Genomic DNA, 16,227 nt, shown 5'->3' on the forward strand with positions numbered 1-16,227 from the left:
AATTTCTCTTGCCTCCTCTTGCGGGGAAGACCCATGCCTCGATACGGTTCCTTGACGCAAGGTTCTCCTGTGGAGGAAGAGGCATGACGGAAATTCTTGTGCAGGACGTGACCGGTGGGGGGATATCCACCGAGGCCCGGGTCGTCGAGCACCCGGCCTGGCCCGAGCTCAAGAATGCCGTGGAGGAGATCCGCCCCTGGCAGAGCGCGGACGGCTCCATCGACTTCGAGGCCGAGGACGCGCCCGCCCGCGCGCTCGTCGAGCTCACCGTGGACCGCATGATCGCGGCCGTGGAGCAGCTCTCCCCGCTCGTCCCGCACGACGGCGCCTACCACCGCGCCCTCGTCGCGGACCTGCGCAAGTGGGTCGAGAGCGGCTTCACCGTGCCGGACTTCCTGGACTCCCTCATGGAGTTCCACCCGGCCGCCGGCCGTGCCGACGGGCTCCAGCACCTCGTGCTCTTCCCGATGTACACGCAGAACGGCAACCTCGACCGCAACTTCGAGGCCGTCGTGCTCCGCATGGTCTGGCCCGAGTGGCTCTCCGAGCTCGAGGCCGCCCGGTACGACAACCCCGGCTTCTGCGGCATCACCTTCGAGGACTTCACCGCCGGGTACGACACCAACTCGGCCGTCCTCTTCCCGGAGACCGTCGCGGTCCGCGAGGTCCCCGAGCGCTTCACCTGGGGCGGCATCTTCTGCGACCGCGAGGCCGCGCGCTTCCGCAAGGTCACCGAGGCCGCCGTCGAGACCCTGGGCGTCAAGCTGCCCGAGGACATCGCCGCCATGGTCGACGACCAGACCCGCTGCGAGCAGGCCTTCGTGCTCTGGGACCTGGTCCACGACCGCGCCCACAGCCGCGGCGACCTGCCCTTCGACCCCTTCATGATCAAGCAGCGCCAGCCGTTCTGGATGTACGGGCTCGAGGAGCTCCGCTGCGACCTCACCGCCTTCAAGCAGGCCGTGATCCTGGAGTCCGAGGGCAACGCCCACGGGCGCGACGTGCAGTACACGGTCCTCTTCGACCGCATGTTCCGCTTCCCGCTCACCGGCGACCGGACCCGGAACTACGACAGCCTGGGCGGCCAGCTGCTCTTCGCGTACCTCCACAAGCACGACGTGGTGCGCTGGACGGACAACGTCCTCACGATCGACTGGCAGCGGGCCCCCGAGGTCACGAACCAGCTCTGCGCCGAGATCGAGACGCTCTACCGCGACGGCATCGACCGCCCGAAGCTGGTCCACTGGATCAAGGCGTACGAGTTCGTCACCACCTACGTCGCCCCGCACCCGGCCTCCAAGTGGGCCAAGGGCTCCGAGGCCCTCGACCTCACGCTGCCGCCGCGCAAGCTGGTCGACGACGTGCTTCCGGACGAGTTTCCGCTCAGCATGTTCTTCGAGGCCCTCGCCAAGAAGCTGAAGGGCGTGATCGCCGACACCAAGGGGATCACCGCCGCCGACGTCCCGAGCATCGCGCGGGCCGCCGCGTGAGCGACCTCATCGAGCCGACGGAGGAGTCGCCCGTGAACGCCAACGTCAACGTCAACGGCGGACCGCTCGACGGTGCCGTCATCGCGGTGGCCGGCGCGGCCGGCCCCGCGGGCCGTGCCACCCTGATGCGCCTCGCCGAGGCCGGCGCGATCGTGGTCGGCTCCGACGCCGACCCGGCGCGCCTCGCCGAGGCCGTCGACGCCGCCCGGTACGCCCACGGCGGTGCCACCGTGGTCGGCGACACCGTCGACCTCCTCGACCTGGACGCGACCCGCGACTGGGCCGCCAAGATCGAGAAGGACTTCGGCCGCGTCGACGGCCTCGTCCACCTGGTCGGCGGCTGGCGCGGCAGCAAGTCCTTCACCACGACCGACCTCGCGGACTGGGACTTCCTGGAGAAGCTCCTCATCCGCACCGTCCAGCACACCTCGCTCGCCTTCCACGACGTCCTGCTGGCCGCCGGTGGCCGCGGCCGGTACGCGCTGGTCAGCCAGGTCGGCGCGCACAAGCCGCTGGCCAACAACGCCGCGTACAACGCGGGCAAGGCGGCGGCCGAGGCGTGGACGCTCGCCATGGCCGACTCCTTCCGCAAGCTGGGGGGCGAGGACGGTCCGCAGGCCGCGGCTGCCATCCTGGTGATCAAGGCACTGGTGCACGACGCGATGCGCGCGGAGCGCCCCGATGCGAAGTTCGCGGGCTTCACCGACGTGAAGGACCTGGCCGACGAGATCGCCGGTCTGTGGGACAAGCCCGCCCAGGAAGTGAACGGACAGCGCCTGTGGCTGACTCCCAAGCCGTGACCGAGACCACCGCCGCGCCGACCGACGCGCGTCGGCGCCACGACCCGTCGGTCCGGGGCTTCGCCAGCGACAACTACGCCGGCGTGCACCCCGAGATCCTCGCGGCCATCGCCCTCGCCAACGAGGGCCACCAGGTGGCGTACGGCGAGGACCAGTACACCGAGCACCTCCAGGAGGTCATGCGGAGCCACTTCGGCCCCACCGCCGAGGCCTTCCCGGTCTTCAACGGCACCGGTGCCAACGTGACCGCGCTCCAGGCGCTCACCGACCGCTGGGGCGCCGTCATCTGCGCCGAGTCCGCGCACATCAACGTGGACGAGGGCGGAGCGCCCGAGCGGATGGGCGGCCTCAAGCTGCTCACCGTGCCCACCCCGGACGGCAAGCTCACCCCCGAGCTCATCGACCGGCAGGCCTGGGGCTGGGAGGACGAGCACCGCGCGATGCCGCAGGTCGTCTCGATCACCCAGAACACCGAGCTCGGCACCCTCTACACGGTGGAGGAGATCCGCGCGATCGTCGAGCACGCCCACGCCAAGGGCATGAAGGTGCACCTCGACGGCGCCCGCATCGCCAACGCCGCCGCCTCGCTCGGCGTGCCGCTGCGCGCGTTCACCACCGACGTGGGCGTCGACGTCCTGTCGTACGGCGGGACGAAGAACGGCATGCTCTTCGGCGAGGCCGTCGTCGTCCTGAACCCGGACGCGGTCAGCCACATGAAGCACCTGCGCAAGCTGTCCATGCAGCTCGCGTCGAAGATGCGCTTCCTGTCGGTGCAGCTGGAGGCGCTCCTCGCCGGGGACCTGTGGCTGCGCAACGCCCGCCACGGCAACGCGATGGCCCAGCGTCTCGCGACCGGCGTGCGGGACCTCGACGGGGTGGAGATCCTCTACCCGGTCCAGGCCAACGCGGTCTTCGCGGTTCTCCCGCAGGAGGTGAGCCGTCGCCTGCAGGAACGGTTCCGCTTCTACTTCTGGGACGAGGCCGCCGGCGTCGTGCGCTGGATGTGCTCCTTCGACACGACGGAGGGCGACATCGACGCGTTCCTCCAGGCGCTGAAGGAAGAGCTCGCCCGCTAGCCGGGAGCGGCCCTCGGCCGAAGGCATCGACTGCATAAAAATACGGCCGGACGGAAAGTCATTGACTTCCGTCCGGCCGTGTCCGTAGGGTCGTCCCGCATGGAACTCCACCAGCAAGACCCTGACATTGCTGCCTACTTGGCCGCGAGTGAGGCCGTCGACCACGAGCACGCGCGGGTCAGGGCCGTGGCCGACCGGCTTGCCCGGGCGCACCCGGACGCATACTCATACGCCGAGGCGGCCTTCGCGTACGTCCGGGACGAGGTCCCGCACTCCATGGACACCGGCGACCCCCGCGTCACCTGGCGGGCCTCCGACGTCCTGGAGCACCGCACCGGGATCTGCTACGCCAAGTCGATCGCCTACACCGCGCTCCTGCGCGCCCGGGGCATCCCCGCCGCCCTCTGCTACCAGCGGCTCACCGAGGACGACGGCTCCGACCCGGTCGTCCACGGCCTCGTCGCCGTCCTGCTGCCGGGCGAGAGCGCCTGGGCCCGGCAGGACGTACGGGGGAACAGGCCCGGACTCGACTCCCGGTTCTCGGTCGGGGAGGAACGGCTCGTGTGGACCGTGCGCCCCGAGCTCGGCGAGGTGGACTACCCCGGGCTGTACGCCGCTCCGCACGCGACCGTCCTGGACACCCTGAGGGCGGCCCCGGACGGCCCGTACCTCTGGCGGACGCTCCCCGCGGAGCTCTGACCCTCCGATGCCCTACCGGCGGCGGCTCAGCCCGCTTCCTTGACCTGCGCCGCCGTCGGAGCCGTGCCGCCGAGGTGGGCGGGGATCCACCACGTGTCGTCGGCGTCCTTCGGGCGGACCGGGTAGGCGCGCTGCGCGGCCTCCAGGAGCTCCTGGACGCGCTCGCGCAGCCGCCGGGTGATCGCGCCCGCGTACTGGTCGGCGGGGGCCTCCACGGGCTCGCCGACGCGGATCGTCACCGGGATGTGGCTGCGCTTGAAGTTCTTGGGGTGGCCCTTCGTCCAGAGGCGCTGGGTGCCCCAGAGCGCCATCGGGATCAGCGGGACGCCCGCCTCCTGCGCCAGGCGCGCCGCACCCGTCTTGAAGCCCTTGAGCGTGAAGGACTGCGAGATGGTCGCCTCGGGGAAGACGCCGACGATCTCACCGGCCCGCAGGGACTCGAGCGCGTGCTTGTAGGCGTGCTCGCCGGCCGAGCGGTCGACGGGGATGTGCTTCATGCCGCGCATGAGCGGCCCCGAGACCTTGTGCTTGAAGACGGAGTCCTTCGCCATGAAGCGGACCAGGCGCTTCTGGGGCAGGGCCGCGAGACCCGTGAAGATGAAGTCCAGGTAGCTGATGTGGTTGCTCACGAGCACCGCGCCACCGGTGCGCGGGATGTGCTCCGAACCCTGGGTGTCGATCTTCAGGTCGAGCGCCTTGAACAGGGTGAGCGCGGCACCGACGACCGGTCGATAGACGAGTTCTGCCATCGGAGAGGAACCTCTTCTTCGTGTGCCCGGAGCGGGTGCTCCCGGCGAAGTTACGCGGCCGTAGGTTTTCGGCTTTGGGCAGATCGTGCCCCATGTGGGCCCCCGAGACCAGTCCAGACGCCTTCGCACGGGGAGATTCTCGTCACTCGCGGTGGCCGGAAAGCGACCGGAACGGGAATCGAACGCGGGCGTGGGACGCTGACCCCGAGGAACACGCGAACGACGAGGAGTGGAATGAGCGAGGTCCTGGGGCCGGAGGTGCTCGGCGCCGAGCTGGGGGAGCGGGCCACCCTCGTCCAGTTCTCGTCAGCTTTCTGTCAGCCCTGCCGCGCCACCCGTCGCACCCTCGCCGAGGTCGCCGCCATGGTGCCGGGCGTGGGGCACGTGGAGATCGACGCCGAGGAACGGCTGGACCTCGTACGGGAACTGGGCATCGTCCGGACGCCGACCGTCCTCGTGCTCGACCGCGCGGGACGGGTCGTCCGCCGCGCGGCGGGGCAGCCGCGCAGGGCGGACGTCATCGCGGCCCTGGGGCGGGCGGTCTGACGTGGCGACGGCCCGCGTGGCGCCCCCCCCGCGACGGCCCGCACGGCGGCCCCGCCACGACAGCCCGCACGGCGGCCCCCCCCCCCACACACACGACAGCCCGCACGGCGGCCCCGCACGACGCCCGCACGGCCGGCCGCTCACGTACCGCTGTGGCGCAGTGACGCTCCTCCCATATCGCGGTACGCACTTGACTGTGCCCCACACGCGTCGTCACCCTGACGGAGTGCCCCATGAACTCCTTCTCTACGGCCGGGTCCACGTCGACCTGGCACGCAACGCGAGCGCGCGCTGTCCCGGTGTCTGACCACCGCAGGACCACTTCCATGCCGCCCTCGCAGAAGGACAACTCCATGACGGTTTCCCCCGATCTCCGGGTCACCCCCGGCCTCCAGGCCGGCCCTGAGCTCCTCCGCTCCGTCTTCCGCCGCCACGCCGCCGGCGTCGCGGTCGTCACCGCGTACGGCGAGCGTCCCGTCGGCTTCACCGCCACCTCGCTCAACTCCGTCGCCGCCGAGCCCCCGCTCGTCTCGTTCGGCGTGGGCACCGGCTCCTCCAGCTGGCCGGTGGTGTCCGAGGCCGAGCACATCGGCGTCCACATACTCGGCGAGCACCAGCAGGAGCTGGCCGCCACCTTCGCGCGCAGCGGCGCCGACCGGTTCGGCGAGGGGACCGGCTGGAGCGTGGGCCCCGAGGGCGTGCCCGTGCTCGACGGCGTCCTGGCCTGGCTGGTCTGCCGGGTGATCGCCCGCGTACCCGCCGGTGACCACCGGATCGTCATCGCGGAGGCCGTCGCCGGCGACCCCGACGGGGCGGGCCGGCCGCTGCTCTACCACCACGGGCGCTTCAACGCCCTGCGCGACTGAGAGTTCCCGTTCGCGCCGCGCTCGGCGCGTTGGCAAGGTCACATGGCTGAGCGCTTGCTTACTGGTCACGAACTGGGTGTACTGGCGAGTAATATTTCGGTCGGGGCGTCCGGCGCCCCGACCGGAAACCCGCCCTTCAGGCGCCTATGCTGCGAGCAACAAGGCAGCCCAGTTATGACGATGCAGTAGGAGAGCCGGCGTGAGCTTGAGGATCGTTGTCTGTGTGAAGTACGTGCCCGACGCGACCGGAGACCGGAAGTTCGCGGATGACCTCACGGTCGACCGCGACGACGTCGACGGCCTGCTGTCGGAGCTCGACGAGTACGCGGTCGAGCAGGCCCTGCAGATCGCCGAGGAGGCGGACGAGGCCGAGGTCACCGTGCTCACGGTCGGACCGGAGGACGCCAAGGACGCGCTGCGCAAGGCGCTCTCCATGGGCGCCGACAAGGCCGTCCACGTCGAGGACGACGACCTGCACGGCACCGACGTCATGGGCACCTCGCTCGTGCTCGCGAAGGCGATCGAGAAGGTCGGCTACGACGTCGTCATCGCCGGCATGGCCTCCACCGACGGCACCATGGGCGTCCTGCCCGCGATCCTCGCCGAGCGCCTCGGCGTCCCGCAGGTCACCCTGCTCTCCGAGGTCTCCGTCGAGGACGGCGTCGTGAAGGGCCGCCGCGACGGCGACAGCGCGTCCGAGCAGCTGGAGGCCGCGCTTCCGGCGGTCGTCTCCGTGACGGACCAGTCGGGCGAGGCCCGCTACCCGTCCTTCAAGGGCATCATGGCCGCCAAGAAGAAGCCGGTCGAGTCCCTCGACCTGGACGACCTCGGCATCGACGCCGAAGAGGTCGGCCTGGAAGGCGCCTGGACCGCGGTCGACTCCGCCGCCGAGCGTCCGGCCCGCACCGCCGGCACGATCGTCAAGGACGAGGGCGAGGGCGGCAAGCAGCTCGCCGAGTTCCTCGCGAGCCAGAAGTTCATCTAGGACTCAGCCTGGCGGGCCGGGGATCCCGTTCCCGGCCCGCGCGAGCCCACCAGACCGCCGCCCCTATCGTTCGCAGGAGATTGACGTCCCATGGCTGAGATTCTCGTCTACGTCGACCACGTCGACGGAGCCGTCCGCAAGCCCACCCTGGAGCTGCTGACCCTCGCCCGCCGCCTCGGCGAGCCCGTCGCCGTCGCCCTCGGCAACGGCGCCGCCGACACCGCCGCCGCGCTCGCCGAGCACGGCGCCGTGAAGGTCCTCACCGCCGACGCCCCCGAGTTCGCCGAGTACCTCGTCGTCCCGAAGGTGGAGGCCCTCCAGGCCGCGTACGAGGTCGTCTCCCCGGCCGCCGTGCTGCTCCCCTCCTCGGGTGAGAACAAGGAGATCGCGGCCCGCCTCGCGGTCCGCATCGGCTCCGGTGTCATCACCGACGCCGTGGACCTGGAGGCCGGTGCCGAGGGCCCCGTCGCCACGCAGTCCGCCTTCGCCGCCTCGTACACCACCAAGTCCCGTGTCTCCAAGGGCACCCCGGTCATCACGGTCAAGCCGAACTCGGCCCCCGTCGAGGCCGCCCCGGCCGCCGGCGCCGTCGAGGCGCTCGCCGTCTCCTTCTCCGAGAAGGCGCACGGCACCAAGGTGACCTCCCGCACCCCGCGCGAGTCCACCGGCCGCCCCGAGCTGACCGAGGCCGCGATCGTCGTCTCCGGCGGCCGCGGCGTCAACGGCGCCGAGAACTTCGCGATCATCGAGGCGCTCGCCGACTCGCTCGGTGCCGCCGTCGGCGCCTCCCGCGCCGCCGTCGACGCCGGCTGGTACCCGCACTCCAACCAGGTCGGCCAGACCGGCAAGTCGGTCTCGCCGCAGCTGTACATCGCCTCCGGCATCTCCGGCGCGATCCAGCACCGCGCGGGCATGCAGACCTCGAAGACCATCGTCGCCATCAACAAGGACGCCGAGGCCCCGATCTTCGACCTCGTCGACTACGGCGTGGTCGGCGACCTCTTCGACGTCGTCCCGCAGCTGACCGCCGAGGTGCAGGCCCGCAAGGGCTGACCTGCGCGTCTGTACGGTCCCGGGGGCCGCGTGGCGATTCGTCGCCGCGCGGCCCCCGGCCGTTTCGCGGGAAGTCGGGTAAGCATTGACTCAGGTCCGGGACGACCATTAACTTCGCTATACGGATTGTTGATTCCGTGAAGCGGAAAACTGGAGGGTGTTCGGATGGGTCAGCAGGAGAAGGTGTCGACGAGTCTCGCGGGCGCCGTCAGCGAGGGCATCAGCGCCTCCCTCGCCGAGGTGGACGCCGAGCTGGACCGCCGCTACCCGGGTGACCCCGGCACCCGCCAGCCCGTCCACACGGTCTACGTCCCCGGCAACGTCTTCGACGCCGGAACGATCCGCTCCTGGGGCGACCAGGCCCTCGCCGCCCTCGACGAGCACGCCCCCGACGCCGCCGCCTTCGCCGCCGTCCTCGGCCTCTCCGACGACCTCGCCGAGGACGTCTACGGCCGGGTCCGCGCCAAGCTGGAGCGTGAACCGATCGAGGACCTCCGGGTCGACTTCGAGGACGGCTACGCCGGGGCGGACGAGGACCAGGACGCCGCCCGGGCCGCGCGCCTCGTCTCGGAGGCGTACGCCGGCGGCACCGCCGCCCCGTACATGGGCATCCGGATGAAGTGCATGGAGGCCGCCGTGCGCGACCGAGGCATCCGCACCACCGACGTCTTCCTCACCGGCCTCCTGGAGAACGGCGGCCTCCCCGACGGCCTCGTGCTCACCCTCCCCAAGGTCACCTACCCCGAGCAGGTCACCGCCTTCGTCCGCCTCCTGGAGGCCTTCGAGAAGGCCCACGGCCTCGACGCGGGCCGCCTCGGCTTCGAGATCCAGATCGAGACCAGCCAGTCCATCCTCGCCACCGACGGCACCGCCGCCGTCGCCCGCATGATCGGCGCCGCCGAGGGCCGCGCCACCGGACTGCACTACGGCACCTTCGACTACAGCGCCTGCCTCGGCGTCTCCGCCGCCTACCAGGCCAGCGACCACCCCGCCGCCGACCACGCCAAGGCGATCATGCAGGTCGCCGCCGCCGGCACCGGCGTCCGCGTCTCCGACGGCTCCACCAACGTCCTCCCGGTCGGCTCCACCGAGCACGTCCACGAGGCCTGGCGCCTGCACTACGGCCTCACCCGCCGCGCCCTCTCCCGCGCCTACTACCAGGGCTGGGACATGCACCCCGGCCACATCCCCACCCGCTACGCCGCCGTCTTCGCCTTCTACCGCGAGGGCTTCGAGGCCGCCGCCAAGCGCCTCTCCGCGTACGCCAACCACGCAGGCGGCGACGTCATGGACGAGCCCGCCACCGCCAAGGCCCTCTCCTCCTACCTGCTGCGCGGCATCGACTGCGGCGCCCTCGACACGGCCGAGGTCGACGCGCTCACCGGCATGACCCGCGCCGCCCTGGACCGCTTCGCCGCCCCGCGTCGGGGAGACCTCACCGCCTCCGACCGGTAAGGGCTGAGTTTTCGGCCAACTGCCCCGTACTCTTGTCGAGTTCACATGATCGTGATCGTGTTCGACAGAGGAACGGGGCAGCGGTGTCTTCGGGGGAGAGCGGTCGGATCGCCGGCCGGTACAGAATCGTGCGCCAACTCGGGCGCGGAGGCATGGGAGTCGTCTGGAGGGCCGTCGACGAGGTCCTCGGCCGCGAGGTCGCCGTCAAGGAACTCCGCACGTACTCGGACGCGGGCGCGCCCGAACTCGCCGACCTGCGCCTGCGGATGACCCGGGAGGCGCGCGCCGCCGCCCGGGTCCGCCACCCCGGAGTCGTCGCCGTCCACGACGTCACCGAGCACGAGGGCCGGCCGGTCATCGTCATGGAGCTCGTCGACGGCCCGTCCCTCGACGACGTCCTCGCCGAACGCGGCACCGTCGACCCGGCCGAGGCCGCCCGCATCGGCGCCCACGTCCTGGAGGCGCTCGCCGCCGCGCACGACGTCGGCGTCCTCCACCGGGACGTGAAGCCGGGCAACATCCTGCTCGACCGGTCCGGCCGGATCGTCCTCACCGACTTCGGCATCGCGACCATGGAGGACCCGGGGGACGGCTCCGCCACCCACCTCACGCGCAGCGGCGAGATCATCGGCTCGCTCGACTTCCTCGCACCGGAACGGGCGCGCGGTCAGGACCCGGGACCCGCGTCCGACGTGTGGGCGGTCGGCGCGACCCTGTACGCGGCTGTCGAGGGCGCCTCGCCCTTCCGCCGTACGTCGACCTGGTCGACGCTCGCCGCGATCGTCACCGAGCCGCTGCCGGAACCCCGGCGCGCGGGGCCGCTGACGCCGGTCCTCCTGCGACTCCTGGACAAGGACCCGGCGACGCGGCCGGGGGCGAGGGAAGCGGCGGGGCTGCTGGCGGCGGTGGGGGCCGTGGGGTCCGGGGAGGCCGCGGGGTCTGCGGGGACCGCTGGGAGCGCCGGGACCGCTGGGAGCGCCGGGACCGCTGGGAGCGCCGGGGCCGCTGGGGCGGTCGGGGCGCCGGAGGGGTTCGGTCCGCCTGTGGCGCCGGTGGTGCCTGTCGTGCCCGTGGTGCCTGTCGTGCCCGTGGTGCCTGATGGGTCTGCCGAGTCCGTGGCGTCCGGGGCGCCTGTGGCGCCCGGGGTATCCGGGGTGCCCGAGGCTGTCGTGACGCCGGATCCCGTCGTCGAGGTCGCGCCCCTGCGGTCGGGGGCGCCCGGCCGTCGCGCCGCCCGTACCGCCGGACGGCGGCGGACCGTCCTGATCGCCGCATCCGTGGCCGCCGTCCTCCTGGCCGGGGGCGGCATCACGTACACCCTCGTCAGCGGCGACCCCGGGCAGCGGCAGACCGCGGGCGGCGGCCCGGCGGACGGCGGCCACGGCGGCGGCACGGGCGGGGACGACGGGCGTGTCATGGACCCGGGAAGTCCCGGTGCGCCCCCGTCCGGTACGGAGAGCGGGTCCGCGGCGCCCTCCGCCTCGGCATCCGACGGTACGGATCCCTCCACGGCGGCGTCCCCCGGCCCTGACGGCGGCGGCGCGGCCGCCGGGGGCGTCGGAGGCGACGGCGCGGACTCCGCTACGGGCGCGGGCGACGGTTCCGGCGGGGGAGCGGCGACGGCGACCGGGGGCGGCGACGGTGGCGCCACGACGACGAGCGGAGGAGGGGCCGGATCGGCCACGGGCTCGGGATCGGGTTCCTCCGGCACGGACACCGGCACCGGTGCCGACTCCGGAGCCGGCGGCGGAGGCACGGTGACGGGCTCCACCTCGGGCTCCACCACGGGCTCGGGCTCCGACTCCGGCGGCGGTACGGCCTCCGGCGGGACGACCGGAGCCACCGCCCCCGCCTCCGGCGGCACGACGACCACCGAGCCCGGCGCCGGCGGTACGGGCGGCAGCACCGCCGCGCCGACCACCGAGGCTCCGGCGCCGTCCTCCGGCTGCACGTCCTCCGGCTCCTCCTCGACCTGCCAGGTCGTGCGGAGCGCGACGACGACCCGCTACGACGGCGGCGAGATGGGGACCATCGGCGCGGGCCCGCACGTCTTCTTCTGCCAGGTGGACCTGGACCGCACGGAGTCGTACGGCGGGGTCACCAGCCGCTGGTTCGCCAGGACCGACGACGACAGCGGCAACACGAACGTCTACCTCAGCGTCCTGCACCTGTCCGGCGGTGCCTCGGGGGGTCCGGTGGACGGTCTGCGCGTCTGCTGAGCCGCGCACCTAGGTGCGGGACGGCGCGATCTCGCCCGAGCCCCGGGCGAGCAGCGTCGTGCCGAGCACGACCTGTTCGGGCGCCCCGCCGGCCCCTTCGAGGCGGCGGAACAGCCGCTCCGCCGCGGTCCGGCCGAGCGCGGCGGGGTCCTGGGCGACGACGGTGATGCCGAGCAGGTCGGCGAGCTCGATGTCGTCGAAGCCGACGAGGGCGACCGGGCCCACCGGCGCGGGGTGCGCGGCGAGGGTGCGGACGGCGGTGACGGTGACGCGGTTGTTGCCCGCGAAGAGGGCCGTCACCGGCTCGGGGCCGGTCACCAGCTCCCGTACCGCTCGGCTCACCCGCTCCGGGTGCGTCGACCCGAGCGACACCCAGGCCTCGTGGACCGGGAGCCCCGCGTCCTCCATCGCCGCGCGGTAGCCGCGCAGCCGCTCGGCGCCGGTGTGGATGCCGGGGCGGTCGCCGACGAAGCCGATCCGGCGGTGCCCGTGGGCGATGAGGTGCGCCACGCCCTCGCGCGCGCCGCCGAAGCTGTCGGAGAGGACGGCGTCGGCGTCGATCCGCCCGGCGGGCCGGTCGACGAAGACGGTGGCGACGCCCGCCCTGATCTCGGGCTCGAGGTAGCGGTGGTCGTCCCCGGCGGGGACGACGATGAGGCCGTCGACCCGGCGCGCGCAGAGTGCGAGCGCCAACTCCTGCTCGCGGTCCGGGTCTTCGGCGCTCGACCCGTTGATGAGGAGCGTGCCGTGGGCGCGGGCGACCTCCTCGACGGCGCGGCTGAGGGGGCCGTAGAACGGGTCGGCGAGGTCCTCCAGGACCAGCCCGACGGTGGCGGTCCTGCCCTTGCGCAGCACGCGGGCGCTGTCGTTGCGGCGGAATCCGAGGGCCTCGATGGCCTCCAGGACGCGGCGGCCGGTCTCCGGGGTGACGCCGGGCTCGCCGTTCACCACCCGGGACACCGTCTTGAGGCCGACGCCCGCGCGGGCGGCGACGTCCTTCATCGTGGGCCGGTTGCCGTAGCGGTGGGGTTCGAGGCGGCGGGCGATGTCGGCCACGGTGCGGGGTTCCTCCGTCGGGCGTCGGGAGTCGGCGAGTCGGGAGCGGATGGGCGAGTGGGCCGATCATAAGCGGTAGACAACGTTGTCAGATCGTCGAGGGCAGGGGAGACTGTGCGGAGCCCACCCGCCCGATCCGGCCACCGCCTGGAGGCTCCGTGCCCTTGCCCCTCTCCCACGACCCCGCTGCCGCCGCCTCCCCGGCCGCTTCCCCGGCCCCCTTCCCGGCCGCAGGGCTCGCCGTCGCGCTGGACATCGGCGGTACGAAGATCGCCGGGGCGCTCGTCGACGGCGAGGGCCGGCCGCACGTCCGGGCGCGTCGGGCGACGCCCGCGCGGGAGTCGGGCGAGACGGTGATGCGGGCCGTGGAGGAGGTCGTCGGCGAGCTCGCCGCCTCCCCGCTGTGGGCGGCGGCGGAGACCGTCGGGATCGGCAGCGCGGGCCCGGTCGACGCCGCGCGGGGGACGGTGAGCCCGGTGAACGTGCCGGGGTGGCGGGACTTCCCGCTCGTCGAACGGGTTCGGCGGGTGGTCGGCGGCCGACCGGTGACGCTGGTCGGCGACGGCGTCGCCATGACCGCCGCCGAGCACTGGCTCGGCGCGGCCCGCGGCCACGACAACGCGCTGTGCCTGGTGGTCTCCACGGGCGTCGGCGGCGGACTCGTCCTCGGCGGCCGGCTCCACACCGGCCCCACCGGCAACGCCGGTCACCTCGGCCACATGGTCGTGGACCTCGACGGCGAGCCCTGCGCCTGCGGCAGCCGCGGTTGCGTCGAACGCATCGCCGCGGGACCGCACCTCGCCCGGCGCGCACTGGAGAACGGCTGGCGCCCGGGTCCCGACGGCGACGCCTCCGCCGCGGGCGTGGCCACCGCCGCTCGGGCGGGCGACCCGATCGCCCTCGCCTCCTTCGACCGCGCGGCGCGGGCCCTCGCGGCGGGCATCGCCGCCACGGCCACGCTCGTCGAGCTCGACATCGCGGTGGTCGGCGGTGGGGTGGCGGGCGCGGGCGAGGTCCTCTTCGCCCCGCTGCGCCGGAACCTCGCGGAGTACGCCACGCTCTCCTTCGTCCGGGACCTCCGCGTCGTCCCCGCCGAGACGGGCACGGACGCGGGCCTCCTGGGCGCGGCGGCGGCCGCGTTCGCGGGGGCGTAACGGCGGTTCGTGGCGGGGCGGTCGGCCCCCCGGCCGCCCGCCGCGCGGTGACCCGACCCGTACGGAAGGCGGATCGAGCGGGCGAAACCCGAGGTCACCGGCCTCGCTCCGGCCCCGCTCCGGGTGCGCGCCCCCGCGCTCCGGGGCGCGCCCCGCCTCGGCGTGCGGGCGGGGTTTCCGTGGCAGGGTGTTGCGGGCAAGCCACTGGGGGCTACCGAAGAGGGGGGAATCGTGATCGTCTGGATCAACGGTGCGTTCGGGGCGGGGAAGTCGAGTACCGCGCGTGAACTGGTCGATCTGATCCCGCACAGCACCCTGCTCGACCCCGAGCTGATCGGCCGCTCCATGACCCGGCTGCTGCCGGCGAAACGGCTCGGCGAGGTCGAGGACTACCAGGACCTGCCGATGTGGCGGCGGATGGTCGTCGACACGGCCGCCGCGCTCCTCGCCGAGGTCGGCGGGGTGCTCGTGGTGCCGATGACGCTGCTCCGGCAGGAGTACCGGGACGAGATCTTCGGCGGGCTCGCGGCCCGCCGCATCGAGGTGCGGCACATCCTGCTCGACCCAGCGGAAACGATCCTGCGGGAGCGGATCGACGGCCGGAGCGAGTTCGGCGATCCCGATGCCGACGCACGGGTACGCGAGTGGTGCCACGGCCGCGTCCCGCCGTACCGCGCCGCCCGCGCCTGGCTCGCCCGTGACGCGTACGTCGTCGACAACTCGAAGCTCACCGTGGCCGAGGCCGCCCGGACCGTCGCCGACGCGGTCCGGACGGACGTGGCCGCGCCCTGCGGGATCGTCCAGACCGCCGAACCGACCGGCGAGACCCTGGCCGCCGGGGTGCTCCTCTTCGACGACGAGGACCGCTTCCTGCTCGTCGACCCGACGTACAAGCCGGGATGGGAGTTCCCGGGCGGGGTCGTCGAGCCGGGCGAGCCCCCGGCGCGGGCGGGCATGCGCGAGGTCGCCGAGGAGATCGGGCTCGAACTCGACGCCGTACCCCGCCTGCTGCTCGTCGACTGGGAACGCCCCGAGCCGCCCGGCTACGGCGGGCTGCGCCTGCTCTTCGACGGCGGCAGGCTCGCACCCGCGGACACCGGCCGCCTCCGCCTGCCCGGTGCCGAACTCCGCGCCTGGCGCTTCGTCACCGAGGAGGAGGCGGCCGAACTCCTCCCGCCCGTCCGCTACCACCGCCTCCGCTGGGCGCTGCGCGCCCGCGAACGCGGCACGGTGCTCAACCTGGAGGCGGGGGTACCGGTCGGCTGAGTGCGAGACCCGTCGGGGGCGGAGCGACGGGACTCCGGCCGTCGGCCGGACTCGGCGGGTCACGTCGCGGTCGTCGCCGCGGCGGCTGCCGTGAGCCGGGCCGCCGTGTCCGTGGTCACCGGTGCGCCGTGGCCGCAGCACAGGACCGACGGTTCCAGCTCCGCCAGGCGGCGCATCGACTCCATGGCCAACGGGCGGTCGACGTGGAAGACGCCGAAGGTGACGCCCCGCACCGTCGCGACCGTGTCTCCGGTGAACAGGACGCCGTGGCGCGGAAGATGGACAGCGAGCGAGCCGGGCGTGTGGCCGGGGGTGTGGAGGGCCACCGCGCCGTCTCCGAAGCCGAGCTCCTCGCCGTCCTCGACCTCGCGGTCCACGCGGGTCGGCGGCGCCTCGGGGACGGTGAGCCCGTGGGCGTACAACGGGACCTCCCAGTCGAGGAGATCCGGCTCGGGAACCGGGGCCTCGCCCCGGATCACCGGGGCGTCTAGGCGGTGCGCGACGACCTCCGCGCCGTACCGGTCCGCCAGCTCCCGCGCCGAGCCCACGTGGTCGAGGTGGCAGTGGGTCAGGACGATCCGGCGCAGCCGGGCCGGGTCGAGGCCGGCCGACCGGATCGCCGCCGCCGTCCCGTCGGCCGTGCCGGCCCAGCCGGCGTCGACGAGGGTCAACTCCTCCTCGTCCTGCCACAGGTAGGCCTGGCCTATGGAGTAGTCGAGGAGGTGCAGGCGCGGGCTGATCGGGATGAGTTCCATGCGGCGAACCTACGGTCCGCGCGGGTCCGCCGCCCGGTTCTACGCGCTGGGCGAGCTC

Annotated in this window: 15 protein-coding genes; 12 read left to right on the forward strand and 3 right to left on the reverse strand. The window is 73.3% G+C overall.

From position 1 onward, the window contains the following. The first annotated feature begins 83 nt into the window (after nt 1–83). From AB0G79_RS21120 to AB0G79_RS21135, 4 genes are all read left to right on the forward strand, one after another. Entirely contained in the window at nt 84–1,490 is a 1,407-nt protein-coding gene (locus AB0G79_RS21120; protein WP_360808577.1) for a DUF6421 family protein, read from the forward strand. 32 nt (nt 1,491–1,522) lie between these two features. Next, nucleotides 1,523–2,290, forward strand: a complete 768-nt coding sequence (locus AB0G79_RS21125; protein ID WP_360808681.1) for an SDR family oxidoreductase — start codon at nt 1,523–1,525, stop codon at nt 2,288–2,290. Continuing rightward, a complete protein-coding gene (locus tag AB0G79_RS21130; RefSeq protein ID WP_360808579.1) occupies nt 2,287–3,366 on the forward strand; it encodes a low specificity L-threonine aldolase in 1,080 nt (359 codons plus the stop codon). The genes AB0G79_RS21125 and AB0G79_RS21130 overlap by 4 nt, the downstream gene beginning before the upstream one ends. 99 nt (nt 3,367–3,465) lie before the next feature. Beyond that, nucleotides 3,466–4,065 carry a transglutaminase family protein gene (locus AB0G79_RS21135; protein WP_360808581.1) on the forward strand — a complete coding sequence of 200 codons (600 nt, stop codon included), beginning with the start codon at nt 3,466–3,468 and terminating at the stop codon, nt 4,063–4,065. A 26-nt stretch (nt 4,066–4,091) separates the two neighbouring features. Here the strand turns inward: AB0G79_RS21135 and AB0G79_RS21140 are convergent, their stop codons facing one another. Further along, nucleotides 4,092–4,814 (reverse strand): lysophospholipid acyltransferase family protein, encoded by a 723-nt coding sequence (locus AB0G79_RS21140; RefSeq protein WP_360808583.1) that lies wholly within the window; start codon nt 4,812–4,814, stop codon nt 4,092–4,094. A gap of 234 nt (nt 4,815–5,048) precedes the next feature. Between AB0G79_RS21140 and AB0G79_RS21145 the strand changes: the two genes are divergently transcribed. From AB0G79_RS21145 to AB0G79_RS21170, 6 genes are all read left to right on the forward strand, one after another. Continuing rightward, nucleotides 5,049–5,360 carry a thioredoxin family protein gene (locus tag AB0G79_RS21145; RefSeq protein WP_360808585.1) on the forward strand — a complete coding sequence of 104 codons (312 nt, stop codon included), beginning with the start codon at nt 5,049–5,051 and terminating at the stop codon, nt 5,358–5,360. A gap of 353 nt (nt 5,361–5,713) precedes the next feature. Then, nucleotides 5,714–6,226, forward strand: coding sequence for a flavin reductase family protein (locus AB0G79_RS21150; RefSeq protein ID WP_360808587.1), 513 nt, complete (start codon nt 5,714–5,716; stop codon nt 6,224–6,226). A gap of 199 nt (nt 6,227–6,425) precedes the next feature. Then, nucleotides 6,426–7,211 carry an electron transfer flavoprotein subunit beta/FixA family protein gene (locus tag AB0G79_RS21155; RefSeq protein ID WP_360808589.1) on the forward strand — a complete coding sequence of 262 codons (786 nt, stop codon included), beginning with the start codon at nt 6,426–6,428 and terminating at the stop codon, nt 7,209–7,211. A gap of 90 nt (nt 7,212–7,301) precedes the next feature. Continuing rightward, nucleotides 7,302–8,264, forward strand: coding sequence for an electron transfer flavoprotein subunit alpha/FixB family protein (locus AB0G79_RS21160; RefSeq protein WP_360808591.1), 963 nt, complete (start codon nt 7,302–7,304; stop codon nt 8,262–8,264). A 165-nt stretch (nt 8,265–8,429) separates the two neighbouring features. Beyond that, the gene (locus tag AB0G79_RS21165) at nt 8,430–9,719 is read left to right on the forward strand and encodes an aldolase/citrate lyase family protein (RefSeq protein WP_360808593.1); all 1,290 of its coding nucleotides are present in this window, start codon (nt 8,430–8,432) and stop codon (nt 9,717–9,719) included. A gap of 83 nt (nt 9,720–9,802) precedes the next feature. Next, a complete protein-coding gene (locus tag AB0G79_RS21170; protein ID WP_360808595.1) occupies nt 9,803–11,938 on the forward strand; it encodes a serine/threonine-protein kinase in 2,136 nt (711 codons plus the stop codon). A 9-nt stretch (nt 11,939–11,947) separates the two neighbouring features. Here AB0G79_RS21170 and AB0G79_RS21175 read toward each other — a convergent pair whose 3' ends face one another. Continuing rightward, a complete protein-coding gene (locus AB0G79_RS21175; RefSeq protein WP_360808597.1) occupies nt 11,948–12,994 on the reverse strand; it encodes a LacI family DNA-binding transcriptional regulator in 1,047 nt (348 codons plus the stop codon). Nucleotides 12,995–13,242: 248 nt separating this feature from the next. On the opposite strand from AB0G79_RS21175, the gene AB0G79_RS21180 reads away from it, so the two are divergent. Beyond that, nucleotides 13,243–14,148 (forward strand): ROK family protein, encoded by a 906-nt coding sequence (locus tag AB0G79_RS21180; RefSeq protein ID WP_360808683.1) that lies wholly within the window; start codon nt 13,243–13,245, stop codon nt 14,146–14,148. 231 nt (nt 14,149–14,379) lie between these two features. Next, a complete protein-coding gene (locus AB0G79_RS21185) occupies nt 14,380–15,414 on the forward strand; it encodes an NUDIX domain-containing protein (RefSeq protein ID WP_360808599.1) in 1,035 nt (344 codons plus the stop codon). Between the two features lie 59 nt (nt 15,415–15,473). Here the strand turns inward: AB0G79_RS21185 and AB0G79_RS21190 are convergent, their stop codons facing one another. Next, entirely contained in the window at nt 15,474–16,169 is a 696-nt protein-coding gene (locus tag AB0G79_RS21190; RefSeq protein ID WP_360808601.1) for an MBL fold metallo-hydrolase, read from the reverse strand. Nucleotides 16,170–16,227: the final 58 nt, after the last annotated feature.

It is taken from the genome of Streptomyces sp. NPDC020807 (genome assembly GCF_040641575.1).
GTDB lineage: Bacteria > Actinomycetota > Actinomycetes > Streptomycetales > Streptomycetaceae > Streptomyces.

What these genes read in the sequence shown, in the direction of transcription:
- AB0G79_RS21135 (WP_360808581.1), top strand. Translation starts at nt 3,466, where the DNA reads ATGGAACTCCACCAGCAAGACCCTGACATTGCTGCCTACTTGGCCGCG.
- AB0G79_RS21165 (WP_360808593.1), top strand. Translation starts at nt 8,430, where the DNA reads ATGGGTCAGCAGGAGAAGGTGTCGACGAGTCTCGCGGGCGCCGTCAGC.
- AB0G79_RS21145 (WP_360808585.1), top strand. Translation starts at nt 5,049, where the DNA reads ATGAGCGAGGTCCTGGGGCCGGAGGTGCTCGGCGCCGAGCTGGGGGAG.
- AB0G79_RS21150 (WP_360808587.1), top strand. Translation starts at nt 5,714, where the DNA reads ATGACGGTTTCCCCCGATCTCCGGGTCACCCCCGGCCTCCAGGCCGGC.
- AB0G79_RS21160 (WP_360808591.1), top strand. Translation starts at nt 7,302, where the DNA reads ATGGCTGAGATTCTCGTCTACGTCGACCACGTCGACGGAGCCGTCCGC.
- AB0G79_RS21190 (WP_360808601.1), bottom strand. Translation starts at nt 16,169, where the DNA reads ATGGAACTCATCCCGATCAGCCCGCGCCTGCACCTCCTCGACTACTCC.
- AB0G79_RS21140 (WP_360808583.1), bottom strand. Translation starts at nt 4,814, where the DNA reads ATGGCAGAACTCGTCTATCGACCGGTCGTCGGTGCCGCGCTCACCCTG.
- AB0G79_RS21120 (WP_360808577.1), top strand. Translation starts at nt 84, where the DNA reads ATGACGGAAATTCTTGTGCAGGACGTGACCGGTGGGGGGATATCCACC.